At 71.5% G+C, this 16003-nt stretch carries 10 protein-coding genes and 2 pseudogenes; 4 read left to right on the top strand and 8 right to left on the bottom strand.

The window, feature by feature from the left end:
- Positions 1–102, top strand: a pseudogene (locus BFF77_RS36990) (amino acid oxidase); the annotation flags it as partial.
- Positions 103–109: 7 nt separating this feature from the next.
- On the opposite strand, the gene BFF77_RS20825 reads toward BFF77_RS36990, so the two are convergent.
- Positions 110–1414 carry a M14 family metallopeptidase gene (locus tag BFF77_RS20825; protein WP_066952174.1) on the bottom strand — a complete coding sequence of 435 codons (1305 nt, stop codon included), beginning with the start codon at positions 1412–1414 and terminating at the stop codon, positions 110–112.
- Positions 1411–3432, bottom strand: coding sequence for a Xaa-Pro dipeptidyl-peptidase (locus tag BFF77_RS20820; RefSeq protein ID WP_066952172.1), 2022 nt, complete (start codon positions 3430–3432; stop codon positions 1411–1413). Before BFF77_RS20820 ends, BFF77_RS20825 begins: the two co-directional genes overlap by 4 nt.
- 400 nt (positions 3433–3832) lie before the next feature.
- Here BFF77_RS20820 and BFF77_RS20815 point away from each other — a divergent pair, with 400 nt between their 5' ends.
- Positions 3833–4873 carry a LacI family DNA-binding transcriptional regulator gene (locus BFF77_RS20815; protein WP_066952170.1) on the top strand — a complete coding sequence of 347 codons (1041 nt, stop codon included), beginning with the start codon at positions 3833–3835 and terminating at the stop codon, positions 4871–4873.
- Between the two features lie 65 nt (positions 4874–4938).
- Here BFF77_RS20815 and BFF77_RS20810 read toward each other — a convergent pair whose 3' ends face one another.
- A complete protein-coding gene (locus BFF77_RS20810) occupies positions 4939–7194 on the bottom strand; it encodes a glycosyl hydrolase (protein WP_425424404.1) in 2256 nt (751 codons plus the stop codon).
- Positions 7195–7685: 491 nt separating this feature from the next.
- Between BFF77_RS20810 and BFF77_RS20805 the strand changes: the two genes are divergently transcribed.
- Together BFF77_RS20805 and BFF77_RS20800 are read left to right on the top strand one after the other, a co-directional pair.
- Positions 7686–8855 carry a DUF3103 family protein gene (locus BFF77_RS20805; RefSeq protein WP_066952168.1) on the top strand — a complete coding sequence of 390 codons (1170 nt, stop codon included), beginning with the start codon at positions 7686–7688 and terminating at the stop codon, positions 8853–8855.
- Between the two features lie 178 nt (positions 8856–9033).
- Positions 9034–9768 (top strand): MerR family transcriptional regulator, encoded by a 735-nt coding sequence (locus tag BFF77_RS20800; RefSeq protein WP_066952166.1) that lies wholly within the window; start codon positions 9034–9036, stop codon positions 9766–9768.
- A 102-nt stretch (positions 9769–9870) separates the two neighbouring features.
- Here the strand turns inward: BFF77_RS20800 and BFF77_RS20795 are convergent, their stop codons facing one another.
- The 5 genes and pseudogenes from BFF77_RS20795 to BFF77_RS20775 form a co-directional block, all read right to left on the bottom strand.
- On the bottom strand, positions 9871–12060 hold the full coding sequence (locus BFF77_RS20795; RefSeq protein ID WP_066952164.1) for a 3-hydroxyacyl-CoA dehydrogenase NAD-binding domain-containing protein: 2190 nt from the start codon (positions 12058–12060) through the stop codon (positions 9871–9873).
- 122 nt (positions 12061–12182) lie between these two features.
- Positions 12183–13397: an acetyl-CoA C-acetyltransferase gene (locus tag BFF77_RS20790; RefSeq protein ID WP_066952162.1), complete on the bottom strand. Its 1215-nt coding sequence runs from the start codon at positions 13395–13397 to the stop codon at positions 12183–12185.
- A 97-nt stretch (positions 13398–13494) separates the two neighbouring features.
- On the bottom strand, positions 13495–14724 hold the full coding sequence (locus BFF77_RS20785) for a CaiB/BaiF CoA transferase family protein (RefSeq protein ID WP_066952160.1): 1230 nt from the start codon (positions 14722–14724) through the stop codon (positions 13495–13497).
- 253 nt (positions 14725–14977) lie between these two features.
- Positions 14978–15658 (bottom strand): endonuclease V, encoded by a 681-nt coding sequence (locus BFF77_RS20780; protein ID WP_066952176.1) that lies wholly within the window; start codon positions 15656–15658, stop codon positions 14978–14980.
- A gap of 82 nt (positions 15659–15740) precedes the next feature.
- A pseudogene (locus tag BFF77_RS20775) lies at positions 15741–16003 on the bottom strand (DUF4331 family protein); the annotation flags it as partial.

The following is a 16003-nucleotide window of genomic DNA, read 5'->3' as shown; positions in this document are numbered from 1 at the left end:
CCCGGGGGCGCGCGGCTGGTGCACAACTACGGACACGGCGGCGCGGGAGTCACCGTGGCCTGGGGCTGCGCGCGGGACGCCGCCCGGCTGGCGCTGGGCTGAAAGGCGATCAGCAGTCGGCGGGCGTCGCGGCGGTCAGGTGGTAGGTGGCCCGCTCGTCCAGGAGCAGCGGGACCAGATTCCGCTGCGACTGACGCAGTGGTACGAAGGCTCCCTTCCCGAGCGGCAGTGACAGCACACCGTGGAGGGCCAGTTCGTCCTTGACGTCGGCGTACTGCGCCGCGTCGAGGCGGTAGCCGCACGGCGGGTCCTGGATGATCTGCTCGGGCGTCGCCGGTTCGTTGTCGGCGCCGCCGAGATGGACCGGGCCGCGGTCCTTCAGTCCGGCCAGCCTCGCGGTGGCCGTGGCGCTCACGATCGCTCCTCTGCGCTCGTCGGTGAAGGTGAACAGCCCCTTCAGCGAGTCGAGCTGGCTGGCCACCCGACGCCGGTGGTTCAGCGCGGGATCGGCCTTCTCGGCGTCCGTGAGCGCGTTGACCCGGCTCTCGATGAGCAGGCCGAGCGAGTGTTTGACCCCGGCCGCGTTGCGCAGGATGCGCTCCTGGCCGTCACCGGCGGTCTGCCGGATGGGCTCGTCGGTCACCGGATCGGTCCAGATGCCGTAGGTGCCGATGGTGTGGCCCGCCGCGCGCGCGGCGGGCCGTACATAGCGCTCCGAGAGCGCTTTCGACTCGTCGTGGACGGCGGTCGCGGTGTTGAGGTTGCGCGGCCAGAGATCGAACAGGTCCTTGTCGTAGTACGGCGGAGTGGCGCCGTACTCGTGCAGGTCGTAGATGACGTCGGGGCGCTCGTCACGGATGAGGGCGGCCAGGGCGCGGCCCTCGGCCGTCCTGAGCGCGATGTGGTCGCGGTTGATGTCGACGCCGTCGGAGTTGCCCCGGGTGTCGGCGGCCCGTCCGTCCGGGTTGGCGGTGGGGACGACGAGGACGCTCGTACGGGCCAGGAAGCGCAGGGTGTCGCGGTCCTTGGTGTAGGCGAGATCGCGGACCGTGGTCAGACACGCCTCGCGGCCCGACGGTTCGTCACCGTGCTGGCTGCACACGAGCAGCACGGTGGTGGCCGTGTGCCGGGCACCGATCCGGACGAGCTGGAGCGGGCGTCCCTCTTTCGTGGTCCCGATGGTGGCGAGCGTGGCGCGCTCGCTCCCCCGGTCGACGGCGGTCAGGAACTCCTGCTCCTGCGGCCGGCTGGTCCAGTCGGCTCCGCCGTTCGTCTCGAATCCGGTACGCGGCGGCGCGGGCGAGGTGCTGGTGGCCTGGGCGGGAACGGCGGCCAGCGAGGTGACGAGGGCGGTGGCGGTGATCGCCAGAACGAGCCCTCGTGTACGGGGAGTTGTGGCGCGTGGTCGGGTCATCGGCTGCTGTCTCCCGGGATCGGCGGAATCCGGCGCGGCTCGGCCACGCCGTGGTGACGGGACTCGCGGGGTGCGCTGTGCGGCGGGACGGCGCCGGTGGTGGCGCGGGCGAAGGCCGCCGCGCCGCCGACGAGCGGCAGTCCGGCGGATGTCCTGGCCAGATCGAGGGTGAGCATGGGAGTGGTGGACGGCGGATCGATGAGGCCCTGGTCGGTACCGGCGACGATCAGGGCGAGCCGGTGTCCGGCGGGGACGACATGGTCGGTCGCGGCGAGCTCGACCGTGAGGGTGTACGGCCTGCCGGGCGTGAGCGGGCGGCCGTGGCCGGCCGAGGCGTGGGTGCCGAGATCGGCCCAGCCCCGGCTGAAGACGGTGTGGGCGACATCGGCCGTCCTCGCGGCGGTCTCCCGGTAGCAGGAGCTGTCGGCGGTGGTGCTCGGGCCCCAGCAGGTGCGTTCGGTCAGGGTGGTGATGCCTTCGCCCGACGCGGCGTAGTCCCGGATGGTGCCGGGGCCGAGGTCGACGAGGACCGCCGAGAGATGGGCCGTCGAGGTGGACGGAGTGGCGGTGACGGTGACCGTGCCGGAGCCGGACAGCCGCAGATCACGGCCGAGCGGCCGGGTGATGAAGCCGGACTTGGCCGAGGTCGGCAGGTCGGCCTCGGCCGCCCAGTCGGTCTCGCCCTGCCGCGGGTCGTCGGTGAAGGTCTCGGTGGTGCCGGGCCTCGCGGGTGTACGGCCCAGGGTGCCGACTCCGGCGACGGCGCCGGTGTCGGGACGCAGCGTGGTGGTCCCGGTGGTGCGCGGCGGCCAGACACGGTCGGTGGACCACTGGTCGGGAGCGCGCTCGATGTCCGCCATGGGCTCGCGGTCGACGCCGTTCTCGTAGCCGAGGAGATAGTGGTCGAACCAGCGGTGCAGGGTGGTGACCCAGGTGGCGCGGCGGAAGTCGAACGGATCGACATGGCCGGTCTGGGAGAGCCAGATCTTGCGCTCCACGCCCGCGTCGGCGAGCGCGTCCCACCACTGTCCGAGGTGTTTGGTGCGCACGTTGAGGTCCTGTGCGCCATGGATGGCGAAAACACTGGCCCGGACCTTGTGTGCGTTCCGCACATAGTCGCGCTCGTTCCACAGGCCGGTCCAGTCGCCGGTGCGCGGTGCCTCGTCGATCAGCCGCTGCTGCACCGCCTGGCAGCGGGCCCGGGCCTCGGGGCTCTCGACATGGTCCGAGAGCCACTCGGGGCCCGAGTCGTAGAGCGGCGTGCCCTGCTGGAAGTAGTAGTCGTACCAGGAGGAGATCGCGCTGATCGGGACGATGGTCTCCAGTCCCTCGACGCCGGTGGCCGCGACTCCGTTGGCGATGGTGCCGTCGTAGCTCTTGCCGATCATGCCGGTGGCGCCGGTGGTCCAGTCGGCCCGTACGCGCTCGGTGCCGGTGCGGCTGCCGTAGCCGCGGGCGCGGCCGTTCAGCCAGTCGACCACGGCCTTGGCCGACTGGATGTCGGAGCGTCCGCCGACATCGACACAGCCGTCGGAGCGGTTGGTGCCCGCGAGATCGACGGCGGCGAAGGCGTAGCCGCGCGGTACGAAGTAGTTGTCGTAGTACAGCGGGAAGCCGACCGGCCTGCCGTCCGCGTCATAGGTCTTCCGCCGGCTCTCGTTGCCGCGTCCGCAGCAGGAGTAGTACGGGCTCGCGTCCATGATCACGGGAACCCGGCTGCCTCGCGCGGCGGGCTCGCTCGGCCGGATGACATCGACGGCGACCCGGTCGGTCCTGCCGTCCTCGTCACCGTCGACGCCGGTGTCCACCCAGACGGACTCCCGGATGGCGTCGTCGTACGAGTAGACGGGCCGGCTCTCCTTCACCCGTGGTGGTCCCCCCGGGCCCTGTCCGGGTTCCGGGGCGGACTGTGCGCCCAGCGCCCCTGTCGGGGTGAGAAGCACCCCGAGGAGAGCGGCGGAGGCCGCCGCGACCAGGGTTCTGTACGACCAGCGGGCTCGCCGCGCACGGATCTCCATGGGGCGGAAGGTACCCCGGTGAACTCCCGTGCAAAAGAGGGCAGTCGACGGACCGAGGGGCCATGGGCGTGGACGGGCGCGCCGATCGTATACGTCCGCGGGGCGCCCGGACGGGCGCGATTTGTGCGGCGTCCACAGGGCGTCAGGGGCCTTGGGCGTGCCCTCCGGGCGGACGGATCCGCCGGGACTTCGCTGATGGGACGCCTTGGAAGCGCTCTCATCCCGCTGCCCGCAACAGTTAGGCTGTAGCTGTCCGGGAGCCCGTCTCGCCCATGTATGCGGCGCTGCCGTACGGTACCGCCGTATCGGTCCTGTCCGGACCGTACCGGCGGCCACCAGGTCCTGTACGCCCGTACCGGCACCAGTCAGCCGTATCCGTCCCCGACGAGGAGCGCACGCCTTGCCCGAGCCGTCCCCTGGGTTCCGTCCCACGCTGGAAGCCGTCGCCGCGCGCGCCGGTGTCTCCCGGGCCACGGCCTCGCGGGTCGTCAACGGCGGCGCGGGCGTCCGGCAGCCGCTGGTCGACAAGGTGCGCCGGGCGGTCGACGAGCTGGGATACGTACCGAACCACGCGGCCCGCACCCTGGTGACCCGGCGCACCGGCGCGGTCGCCGTGATCATCGCCGAGCCGGAGATCCGCATCTTCTCGGATCCGTTCTTCTCCCAGCAGATCCGCGGTATCAGCAAGGAACTGACCGAGCACGACACCCAGTTGGTGCTGCTCCTGCTCGAAGGTCCCGGCGACTACGACCGGATCGCCCGCTATCTGGCGGGCGGCCATGTCGACGGCGCGCTCGCCTTCTCGCTGCACACCGACGATCCGATCCCCGAGATCACCCGGCGGGCCGGGATGCCGACGGTGTACGGAGGCCGGCCGAGCTGGACGGCGGCGCGGGACCATCAGGCCGTGCCGTATGTGGACGCGGACAACCGCGGCGGCGCCCGCGCGGCCGTCCAGTATCTGCGGGACCTCGGCCGGCGGCGGATCGCGCACATCGCGGGCCCGCGCGACCAGACCTCGGCCGTCGACCGGCTGGACGGCTACCACGATGTGCTGCTGGACGCGGATCCGAGGCTGATCGCCGAGGGCGGGTTCACCGTGGAGAGCGGCGCCCGCGCGATGGCGGAGCTGCTGGAGCGGTCCCCCGATCTGGACGCGGTGTTCGCCGCCAACGATCTGATGGCCTCGGGCGCGCTGCTGGTGCTCAAGGAGCGGGGCCGCGCGGTGCCCGACGATGTGGCGCTGGTCGGTTTCGACGACATGGACTCGGTCGCGGAGGCCACCGATCCGCCGCTGACCACCGTCCAGCAGGACATAGAGGGACAGGGCCGGCTGATGGCGCGGCTGTTGCTGCGCGGTCTGGACCGGGACCGCGAGGGCGCCCCGGCACCGGCCTCGGTGATCACCCCGACCAGACTGGTACGGCGGGCCTCGGCCTGAGCAGAGACCCGCCGTCCGTCAGGGGCCGTGTCTCGCGGGCCGTGTGCGGGCCGCGAGAGGTGCCGCTATCTGGTCGCCGTCGAACGCGCCGGCACGCTCAGCGTCGTACCGTCCGAGAAGGTGACCGTGCGCGCCACCGAGTCGAAGTTGTGCGCCGCGTACGTCCGTACCCCGCCCTTGGCGAAGACGGCGGAGGTCGGGATCGAGCCGGTCACCGTCGCGTCGGGAGCGCCCAGCGTGTTCAGTGTGGTGATCCAGTGGTACGTATGGGCCCTGGACTCGCCCGCCTCGGGTGTGTAGCCCGCGTTGCCCGCGTCCCACTTGGCCTTGGCCGCCACCGGATCGGCGAGGGCCTCGAACTCCCAGAGAATGTCACGCCATTCGACGGCGGGGCCGCCGTTCTCGCGCACCAGCTCCGCGAGATTGCGCCTGATCGCGTCCTTCTTCCGGCTGAGATGGAGTGAACCACCGGTCAGCGGCAGGGCGTTGATGCCGTGGATCTCCTCCGGATTCGCGGTCCACCAGGTGGAGTACGCGCCGCCGCTGCCCCACACCATGCCGACCGTGTCGTGCCCGAACGAGGACGGGAAGACCTGCTGGTCGGCGTCGAACCAGTACTGGCCGATCGCCTCGGACTCGGTGGTCAGCAAGTAGCTTCCCAGATCACGCAGCTGGGCGTTCCCGGTCGCGGAGCCCCACAGGACCAGTGCGGCGCTGAGGTTGGTGGACTCCGACGAGGACTCCTGGTTGTTGCCCGCGGCGAAGCCCTGGTGTCCCGAGGCCCAGCTGTGTCCCGCGTACACGTCGAAGCCGCGCAGGAAGGGGAACGCGGTGTCGTCGCGGCTGGGGTTGGCGGCGTCGCGGACGAGTGTCTTCACCATGCCGCCCCAGGCGGAGTCGGCGGCCCACGCCTGGTCGTACTGGGCGACGACCGCCGCCGCGTAGACGTAGTAACTGTAGTGGAAGTGGTGGTCGTTGAGCTCCGTGTCACTGCCGTAGGACGCGGGATAGCCGGTCAGCGTCTTCCAGTTCCTGTCGTACGAGAACTCGTTCGCGCCGCCCGCCGTGAACCACTGCTCCAGCCGGCCCTTGAGCAGTCCGACCAGCTTGTCACGGGTGGCGGTCTCACCGATCTGGTCGGCGATGGGCACCAGTTGGGCGAGCTTGCCCAGCGCCTTGCCGGTCCAGTAGGTGTCGACCGCGCCGGAGAACGGATCGGCCGCGTTCGCCACCTCGTTCAGATGGCCCCGCAGCCGTGCCTGGTCGACGCCGCCGGACCTCGGCAGTGCGGGCAGCACCCCGGCCGACTGCTGGCTGGTGGTGAAGGAGGTGCCCTCGCGGACCTTCATCGTGCCGCGCGGCGAGACATAGGTGTACGGGGTCAGCGCGTCGGTCGTGTGGAGCCACTGGTGCCGGTAGAGGGCCTGGAGCGTACCGGTCTCGGTACCCTCCTGCGGCGCGGTGGTCAGGCTGTAGGTCGCCCTGACCGTGCCGCCGTCGGCGCTCCAGCTCACCTTCGAGCCGGTCACGAAGCTGTACGCGTACTTGCGGTAGGTGGCCAGCGCGTCCGTGGAGGGCAGGACCGCGAGGGAGAAGTAGTCACGTCCGCCGAGCCCGGCGGTGAGCGTGGATCCCGCTATCGTCCAGTCGCTGCCGGTCGGCGCGAACAGGGCGTAGTGGTGTCCCGCGACGGTGATGCCGAGGACATTGCCCTGGTCGGCGAAGACCTGGGGCGCGGCGGCGGTGGTGACGCGCGCGTCGCCGCCGGTGCCCTTGGCGTAGACGAAGGGCAGGCCGTGGCCGATGGTGGTCCGCAGGGTGCGGGCGCCGTCCGACCAGTACGGCGTGACGGTCCAGTCCGACCAGTTGTCGGCCTTGGTGTCGGGCGAGTTGAGCCCGGTCAGACCGAGCGTGAGATCGGCCTTGTGCGCGTACTCGTACTGACGGCCGTCGCCGCTGACCGTCGGAGCGGTCGGATAGCCGACCTGGAGACCGCCCGCGGTCGCCTGATAGGTGAGCGGGTGGCCGTACATCGGGGTGGAGTACGGATTGTCGCCGTACCGCTGGTAGGCCAGCGAGGTCCACCAGTCGTTCGTGGGCACGGGCCTGTTCCTGGCGGCCTCGGTCAGCTTGGGCGTGACCGGCGTGCCGGTGTTGGTCGTGGGGCCCGCCGTGCCGGCGGGCCGGGTGTCCGAGTAACTCCCCGAACCCACAGGGACGTTGGCGGCCATCGCCGGGCCGGCGGCGGGACCCAGGCTGACGGCGGCCAGGGCGGTGACCAGGAGCAGCGCGGAGAGGGGTCTGGCACGGGAGACGGACATGGACGGCACCTCGAAGACATGGGGGGAAAGGGCGTCCGAGAGCGCTCTCAGATATCCTGAAACGTAAAACTCCTGAAACAGAGGTGTCAATACATCTGACACGTACGGCAGTTGATGGGTGATCGGCAGCGTTGTGCGTTCGAGTCTTGACGAAGCACGGCGGGCGGGGGGCAAGCCCTCCGGCAGGAGTTGGAGAACGCGGGCGGCCGACCGTGATACGGCGTCGAGGAACGGTTCGCACGGGACGCGACGACCGTGAGCGAGGCCCTCGGTGACCGGCCGGCCCGTGCCGTCCCGGCCCCCGGGGCGCGCGATCCGGCCCGGCCATGCGGCGTTCCGGACCGCGAGGCGGGGAGTCCTTGCGTTATTGGCATGCTACGGACATGCTTTTCCCAGCGGAATCTACCCGCATAGATCCGGCTCCGTCCTGAACGCTTCCCCCCAACCGCCGCCCGTCGCAGACGGTCGCGGCACGCCTCCAGGAGGAACCCTTGAGCACGCGTTTCACACGCCGCCATGCCACCGCTCTCGCCCTCTCCGCCGTCACCGTCGCCGCCCTCCAGGGCGTGGCGTCCCCGATCGCGGGAGCCTCGCAGCCGAGCCCGTCCGGCACCGCGCCCGTCTCGGCGGTCGAGCGGGTCGAGGACCGGACCGCCCGTGCCGTCGCCACCTCGCTCGGCGACCAGAGATGGCGGGCGCAGATACGCTCGGCGGCCCTCGCCTCGGACCAGGTCGATCTGAGCGCGCTGACCGGCCGGGCCACGGCGAAGGCCGGAAAGGCCCTCACGTCCACGGTCGCCGAGGGCGACCGGCGCATCGCCGCCGCCAAGGGGCTGGGCGCCGACACCGGTTCGCTGCTGCGGCTGCGGCTGGCCGCGGACTCCATGCGCGGCGCGCTGACGGCGGGTACGCTCCCGCTGGTCGCCGCGGCCGGTACCGACGACGACGCCGAGACGATCACCGCGTACGACAGCCGCGGCCGGGCGCACACGCTGGACGCGCGGACGACCCCGGACCGGCCCGTCTACGTCGTCGACATCGACGTCACCAAGGCCATGGCCGCGGGCCTGGGCGTCGTGGACAAGGAACTCGCCAAGCACGGCCTGTCCTCCGCCGAGGCCACCGAGGCGTCCAAGGCGACCGAGGGCTCACGGAACCGCGCCGCGGCGGCCGGCTTCTGGACCTCCCGCGTCGACGCCGTCCACCTGTCCAGCGACGAGGAGCCCTGGATCTCGGGCGACGCCGAGGTCTTCTCGATCGTCAGCGGCTTCGGATTCGACGGCAAGGTCCGCGTCGACACGGTCACCATGCCGTATCTGGACAACGACGGCACCACCTATTACCCCAACCAGATTCTCGTCAACTGGTCGTCCTACAAGTACAACCTCGCCGATGTCGTGATGATGGAGGACGACGGCGACACCAACTACCAGGCCCTCGCCAAGGCCATCGCGGACATCCTGCTCACCATCACCGACCAGGGTGCCTACATCCCCCTCGTCAACGCCATCCTCGACGCCATCCCGACCTCCTGGTGGACCAACGACCCCGACTACGTGGACTCCTGGTACACCCTGAGCCAGAGCTCCTCCGGCCGCCTCAACGGCGCCCGGGGCAACGGCTGGATGACGATCAGCCCGTACTTCGTGACGCAGTTCTGACCCCTGGGAGCCCCTCCGGCACCCGAGAGCCCCGTCCGGCCGTTCGCGCCGGGCGGGGCTCTTCCCGCTCAGGCGCGCGGCACCACTTTCACAACGGTGATGGCACAGCGATACTGTTCCACCGAGTCCCACCGAGTCGATCTGTCGACCCATGGCAGCCGGAAGCGAGGTGCGGTCCATGGCCACCGGGACCGAGAGACCGACGTTCACGGTCGACGACCTCGCCGCGCGGGCCGGCGTCACGGTGCGTACCGTACGGTTCTACAGCAGCCGCGGGCTGCTTCCGCCGCCGGTCATCGGGGCACGCAGGGTCGGCCACTACGGGCCCGAGCACCTGTCCCGGCTGGCGCTGATCGAGGAGCTTCAGCGCCAGGGCATGACGCTCGCCGCGATCGAACGCCATCTGGAGCAGTTGCCGCCCGATCTCAGCGCACGCGATCTGGCGATCCACCGGGCGCTGGTCGCCTCCTGGGCGCCGGATTCGCCCGAGGACGCGACCCGGGCGGAGCTGGAGAGCAGGGCGGGGCGGGCGCTGACGGAGGACGACATCGACCGGCTCGCCGCGATGGGCGCGCTGGCCCGCGCGGACGGCCCGGACACCTACCGGCTGGATCCGGCGCTGCTGCGGCTCTGCGTCGAGCTGCTCGACCTGCCCCTCACACGGGAGACGATCCTCGCGGCCCGCACCGTCCTGCTGGAGCACACCCGGGAGGCGGCACGCAAGCTGACGCGGATGTTCCGGGACGAGGTGTCGCCCCCGTACGGCCGGGAGGCGTCCGGCCCGGAGCGGATCGCGGCGGTGAGGCCGCTGTCCGCCCCCATGGAGCCGCTGGTGGTGCAGGCGCTGGTGACGGCGTTCCAGCGGTCGCTGAAGCAGGAGCTGCGGGCCGCGTTCCAGGCGGAGGCGGAGTGAGTACATGGCCGGCCCGGCCCGCACGTCCCTGACCGGTGCCCACTCCCGCCCGTCGCCGAAGGTCCCATCCGTCACCGACGATCGCATCCGTCGCCGGACGTCTCATCCGTCGCTGAAGGTCTCGCCCCTCTCCGCCTTCTTCACCAGCAGCGCGGGCGGCTCGAACCGCTCCCCGTACCGGTCCGCCAGCTCGCGGGCGCGCGCCACGAAGCCGGGCAGTCCGCCCTCGTAGCCGTTGATGTACTGGAGCACCCCGCCCGTCCAGGCCGGGAAGCCGATGCCCATGATCGAGCCGATATTGGCGTCGGCGACCGACGTGAGCACGCTCTCCTCCAGACACCGCACCGAGTCGAGCGCCTCGGAGAAGAGCATCCGCTCCCGCATGTCCGTGAACAGGACCCGCGCGTCCGCCTTCCCGAAGTGCTCCCGCAGCCCCGGCCAGAGCCCGACGCGCCGGCCGTCCGCGTCGTAGTCGTAGAAGCCCGCGCCGCCCGCGCGTCCCGTACGGCCGAACTCGTCCACCATCCGGTCGATGACCGCGTCCGCCGGATGCCCGGTCCAGACGCCTCCCGACTCCTCCACCGCGCGCCTGGTCTCGTCACGGATCCTCCGCGGCAGGGTGAGCGTGAGCTCGTCCATCAGGGAGAGCACCTTGGCGGGATAGCCGGCCTGCGCGGCGGCCTGTTCGACCGACGCGGGCTCGATGCCCTCGCCGATCATGGCGACACCCTCGTTGATGAACCGCCCGATCACCCGGGAGGTGAAGAAGCCGCGCGAGTCGTTGACGACGATCGGGGTCTTCCTGATCGTACGCACCAGGTCGAAGGCGCGGGCGAGGGCCTCGTCGCCCGTCCGCCCGCCCCTGACGATCTCGACCAGCGGCATCTTGTCGACCGGTGAGAAGAAGTGCAGTCCGACGAAGTCGGCGGGCCGGCCGACGCCTTCGGCGAGCAGGGTGATGGGCAGGGTGGAGGTGTTGGAGCAGAGCAGCGCGTCGGGCCGCACGATCTCCTGGATCTCCTGGAACACCTTGCGTTTGAGCGCCGGGTCCTCGAAGACCGCCTCGATCACGGCGTCACATCCCGCGAGATCGGCGGGATCGGCGGTCGGTGTGATCCGGGCGAGCAGCGCGTCGCGCAGCTCCTCGGTCGTACGGCCACGGGAGAGCGCCTTGGCGAGCAGCTTCGCGGAGTACGCCTTGCCCCGCTCCGCGGCGTCCTGCGAGACATCCTTCAGGACGACGTCCAGGCCGGCGCGGGCGCAGGAGTAGGCGATGCCCGCGCCCATCATTCCGGCGCCGAGGACCGCCACCTTGCGGACCTCGCGCGGTGGAATGCCCTGCGGGCGGCTCGCGCCCGCGTTGACTGCCTGGAGGTCGAAGAAGAACGCCTGGATCATGTTCTTGGCGGTCTGCCCGGTGACCAGCTCGGTGAAGTAGCGGGCCTCCACGGTCTGCGCGGTCTCGAAGTCGACCTGCGAGCCCTCGACGGCCGCCGCGAGGATGTTGCGCGGCGCCGGGAAGGGCGCGCCCGCGAGCTGCTTCTTGAGATTCGCGGGGAAGGCGGGCAGATTTGCGGCGAAGCGCGGGCTGGACGGCGTGCCACCGGGAATGCGGTAGCCCTTGACGTCCCAGGGCTGTACGGATTCGGGGCGGGCGTCGATGAAGGCACGGGCCGCCGCGAGCATCTCGTCGGCGGTGGCGGCGACTTCATGGACGAGCCCGGCCTCCAGCGCGCGCCGCGGGGAGTACTGGGTGCCCTGGAGCAGCACCTTGAGCAGCGCGTCCGCGACACCCAGCAGCCGTACCGTACGGGTGACTCCGCCCGCCGCGGGGAGCAGTCCGAGCGTGACCTCGGGCAGACCGATCCTCGATCCCGGCGCGTCGAGGGCGATCCGGTGGTGGCAGGCGAGGGCGATCTCGTAACCGCCGCCCAGCGCGGTCCCGTTGATGGCGGCGACGACGGGCCTGCCCAGCGTTTCGAGGCGCCGCAGGGCGTGTTTGACGGCCATGCCGCTCTCGAAGACGCGCTGGGCGTCGGCCGGGCCGACCTTGATCATGTCCTTGAGGTCGCCGCCCGCGAAGAAGGTCTTCTTGGCGGAGGTGACGATGATGCCGCGGATGCTCTCCCGCTCGGCCTCCGCGCGCTCGGCGATCGCCGCGAGGGAGTGCCGGAAGGTCTCGTTCATGGTGTTGGCGGACTGGCGCGGGTCGTCCAGGACGAGGGTGACGACGCCCGATCCGTCCTGTTCCCAGCGAATGGCCGAGGACGCCTGCGGGGTGGACTCGCTCATGCTGCTGCTCCGTAATCCAGGGCGGGGACGAAGGGAGGACGGGAACGAAGGAGGAGAGGGCGGAGGGACGGATCCGCCGGCCGGGCGGTGCACACCGGCCGGGACGGACGGCGGGGAGACGGTCAGACGCGCTCGACCACGGTGGCGACTCCCATGCCGCCGCCGACACAGAGCGTGACCAGTCCGTACCGCTGGTCCCGGCGCTCCAGTTCGTCGACGAGCGTGCCGAGGATCATGGCGCCGGTGGCCCCCAGCGGATGGCCGAGCGCGATGGCCCCGCCGTTCACATTGACCTTCTCCAGCGGCAGTCCCATCTCCGCCACGAAGCGCAGAACGACCGCGGCGAACGCCTCGTTGATCTCGACCAGGTCGATGTCGTCGATCGTCAGTCCGGCCTTGGCGAGGGCCTTGCGGCTCGCGGGAGCGGGCCCGGTCAGCATGATCGTGGGCTCGGAGCCGGAGACCGCGGCGGAGACGATCCTGGCGCGCGGGGTGAGCCCGAAGCGCTCGCCGGTCTCGCGTGAGCCGATGGCGACGAGCGCCGCGCCGTCCACGATGCCGGAGGAGTTGCCCGCGTGGTGGACGTGGTCGATCCTCTCGACCCAGTGGTACTTCTGGAGGACGACCGCGTCGAAGCCGCCGACGTCACCGATCGTCGCGAACGACGGCTTCAGCGCGGCGAGCGAGTCGGCGGTGGTGCCGGGGCGCAGATGCTCGTCACGGTCCAGGACGGTGAGTCCGTTGCGGTCGAGGACCGGTACGACCGAGCGGTCGAAACGGCCCTCCTTCCACGCGGCGGCGGCCCGTTCCTGGGAGAGCGCCGCGAACTCGTCCACATCGCGCCTGCTGAACCCGCCGAGGGTGGCGATCAGATCGGCGCCGATGCCCTGCGGTGCGAAGCCGGTCGCGAAGCTGGTCATCGGGTCCATGGCCCAGGCACCGCCGTCGGAGCCCATCGGTACGCGTGACATCGACTCGACGCCGCCCGCGAGCACCAGGTCCTCCCAGCCGGAGCGGATCTTGGCCGCGGCGAGATTGACGGCTTCGAGCCCGGAGGCGCAGAAGCGGTTCTCCTGTACACCGGCGACGCTGTCGGGCAGTCCGGCGGCGACGGCCGCGATACGGGCGATGTCCGAGCCCTGGTCGCCGAGCGGGCTCACCACGCCGAGGACGATGTCGTCGATCGCCTCCGGGTCGAGTCCGGGCAGCCGCCGGCGCATCTCATGGATCAGTCCGACGACGAGATCGATGGGCTTGGTGCCGTGCAGGGCGCCATTGGCCTTGCCGCGACCGCGCGGGGTGCGGATCGCGTCGTAGACATACGCTTCGGTACTCACGGCGACTGCCTTTCGCTGGGATGAGGGACACCACGGCCGGTTCAGGGACGGGCGCCGGGGGTCGGCGGCCGGCCGCCGATCCCCTTCAACGCCTGACTCAACTGTCCTCCTTCGCGAGCGCGGGCGGCGAGGGCTCGGCGGCCGAGGGCGCGGAGCCCGACGGCGCGGGATCCGAGGACGCGGGGCCCGCGGGCTCCGCGAGCGCGGGTCCGGCGAGAGCGGGCAGCCCCCAGTCGCGGGCGATCTCGGCGGTGTCCGCGCCCGGCCCGGCGGGCCCGCGGCGAACCGAGCCGGGTGTCACGGAGAAACGAGGCGCGGGCGCGGGCTGGACGAGCCCTCCCCGGTCGACGAAGGTGCCACGGGCCACGAGATGCGGATGGGCGGGAGCCTCGCGCAGCGAGAGCACGGGAGCGACACAGGCGTCGGTCCCTTCGAAGACCGCCGTCCACTGCGCGCGTGTCTTCGTCCTGAACCGGGCCGCGACGGCGTCCCGCAGCTCGTCCCAGCGGGCGAAGTCCTTACGGGCGGGGACCTCGTCCGCGATCCCGAGCAGCTCGACGAACTCGTTGTAGAAGCGCTGCTCCAGCGGCCCGACCGCCATGTACTCGCCGTCGGCGGTCTCGTACGAGCCGTAGAAGGGGCTGCCGCCGTCGAGCAGATTCGCTCCGCGCCGGTCCTGCCAGCCGCCCGCGCCCATCATGGCGTGGATCATGGTCGTCAGATGGGCGGTCCCGTCGACGATCGCCGCGTCCACCACCTGGCCCGTACCGTCCGGTGTGCGGGCGTGCTGGAGCGCCGCGAGCACCCCGATGACCAGATAGAGGGCACCGCCCGCGTAGTCGCCGAGCAGATTCGCCGGAAGGGCCGGCGGTTCGTCGGCCTTCCCGATCATGGAGAGGGCGCCGCTGACGGCGATGTACCCGATGTCGTGCCCCGCGCGCTCGGCGAGCGGGCCGTCCTGGCCCCAGCCGGTCATCCGTCCGTACACCAGGCGCGGATTGCGGCCGAGACACTCCTCGGGACCGATACCGAGGCGCTCGGCGACCCCGGGACGGTACCCCTCGATCAGCACATCGGCGCGCTCGGCGAGATCGAGTACGCGCGCGGCGCCGTCCTCGGTCTTGAGGTCGATCAGTACCGAGCGCTTGTTGCGATTGGTCAGATCATGGGCCGGATCGATACCGAGGCCGGCCCCGCCCGGGCGGTCGATCCGTACGACATCGGCGCCGAGGTCCGCGAGGGTCATGGCGGCGAACGGCGCCGGCCCGATTCCGGCCAGCTCGACCACGCGTACGCCGGTCAGCGGGCCGTTCCCCGTCGTTGCCATCCTGCCCCCAGTCTGTGACACAACCGATGTAACAGCAGTGATGCTAAGAAGGTGCCGCACTCCGCACAACCCCTGGGGCGAGCAAGCGCTTGGTCGGCCGCCGTCTCCTGGAGATCCCTCCCGTTCTACCGGTCGGCGGGCGACTCGGCACACCGGGGAGAGCCGACCGGTGGGCCCGCGGGAAAGGCCCGCCCGGAAGGCCCGCCGGGAGGACCCGCCGGCCGGAAGACCGGCGTGCGGGTGACGCGGGCGACTACGCCGTGGCCTCGCGCAGCGCCCGGCGGCACAGGGCGTCGGCCCTGCGGGTGGACTCGGGGAGGCGGAAGCCGGGCGTCAGCCGCAGGGTGTGCGCGCAGGCGGTGGCGAGGTCGACGCGGTGGCCGACCGAGACGAACACCGGCTTGACGTCCGGCTGCGTGCGCAGTGCCCGGCCGACCTCCTGGCCGTCGTCGGCCAGCAGCGGCGAGGAGTCGCCGCGCCGGGCGCCCGGCTGTTCGTACGAGAAGGCGAAGGGGTTCTTCGCCACACCGAACACCGGGAGCCCGGTGAGCACGCCGAGATGTGCCGCGAGACCGAAGCGGCGCGGATGGGCCAGACCGTAGCCGTCGCAGACGACAAGACCGGGGTCGCGGGTGAGGGCGTCGAGGGCGGCGAGGACGGTGGGAATCTCCCGGAACGCCAGCAGGCCGGGAACGTACGGGAAGGCGACCCGGCCGACGGCCGTCGCCTCGTCCACCACGGCGAGCGTGGCGGCGTCGAGCACGACGGCCGCGGCGGCGACGGTGTCGCGCGCGTCGTCGTAGGCCACGTCCACACCGGTCACCAGTCCCGTGCCGGCCGGCGGCCCGGTCTCGTCCAGCACCACGCACCCGCGCAGCTCGTCCTGCACGGCGCGCGCCTCCGCCTCGTCCCGGGGCGTCCTGATCTCCGTCATGATGATCACAGCCTAAGGGCTGTCCCGGGGCGCGGCGGGCATGCTCAGGTGGCTCGTAGCACTCGGGCCGCCCGCATGGTGCTCAGGCCATCGGTACGTAGGGATGGACCGGGGACGGTTTGGCGGTGATCGAGTCCTTGCCGATGGCGAGCCCGAGCGGGGTGTTGAGCGCCGTGGAGAACATGACGTCGGGAGCGTTGTCGGTGAGACCGCGGCCGTTCCACTGGAGGAAGCCGTAGGAGGCGGGGGTGCCCACGGTGTACGACAGCACGTTCGGCAGCACACGGGCGGCGAAGCACCGGCCGTAGGCGTCGGGGTCCTCGGCGGTGCCGTACGCGCGCACGG

This window comes from Streptomyces lushanensis, from assembly GCF_001700515.1.
Lineage (GTDB): Bacteria > Actinomycetota > Actinomycetes > Streptomycetales > Streptomycetaceae > Streptomyces > Streptomyces lushanensis.
Note: the sequence above shows the minus strand (reverse complement) of the source record. Positions and strands in the feature narration are given on the sequence as shown.

Coding starts and splice junctions, on each gene's coding strand:
- BFF77_RS20825 (WP_066952174.1), bottom strand. CDS start 1,414: ATGACCCGACCACGCGCCACAACTCCCCGTACACGAGGGCTCGTTCTG.
- BFF77_RS20820 (WP_066952172.1), bottom strand. CDS start 3,432: ATGGAGATCCGTGCGCGGCGAGCCCGCTGGTCGTACAGAACCCTGGTC.
- BFF77_RS20810 (WP_425424404.1), bottom strand. CDS start 7,194: ATGTCCGTCTCCCGTGCCAGACCCCTCTCCGCGCTGCTCCTGGTCACC.
- BFF77_RS20800 (WP_066952166.1), top strand. CDS start 9,034: ATGGCCACCGGGACCGAGAGACCGACGTTCACGGTCGACGACCTCGCC.
- BFF77_RS20795 (WP_066952164.1), bottom strand. CDS start 12,060: ATGAGCGAGTCCACCCCGCAGGCGTCCTCGGCCATTCGCTGGGAACAG.
- BFF77_RS20785 (WP_066952160.1), bottom strand. CDS start 14,724: ATGGCAACGACGGGGAACGGCCCGCTGACCGGCGTACGCGTGGTCGAG.
- BFF77_RS20780 (WP_066952176.1), bottom strand. CDS start 15,658: ATGACGGAGATCAGGACGCCCCGGGACGAGGCGGAGGCGCGCGCCGTG.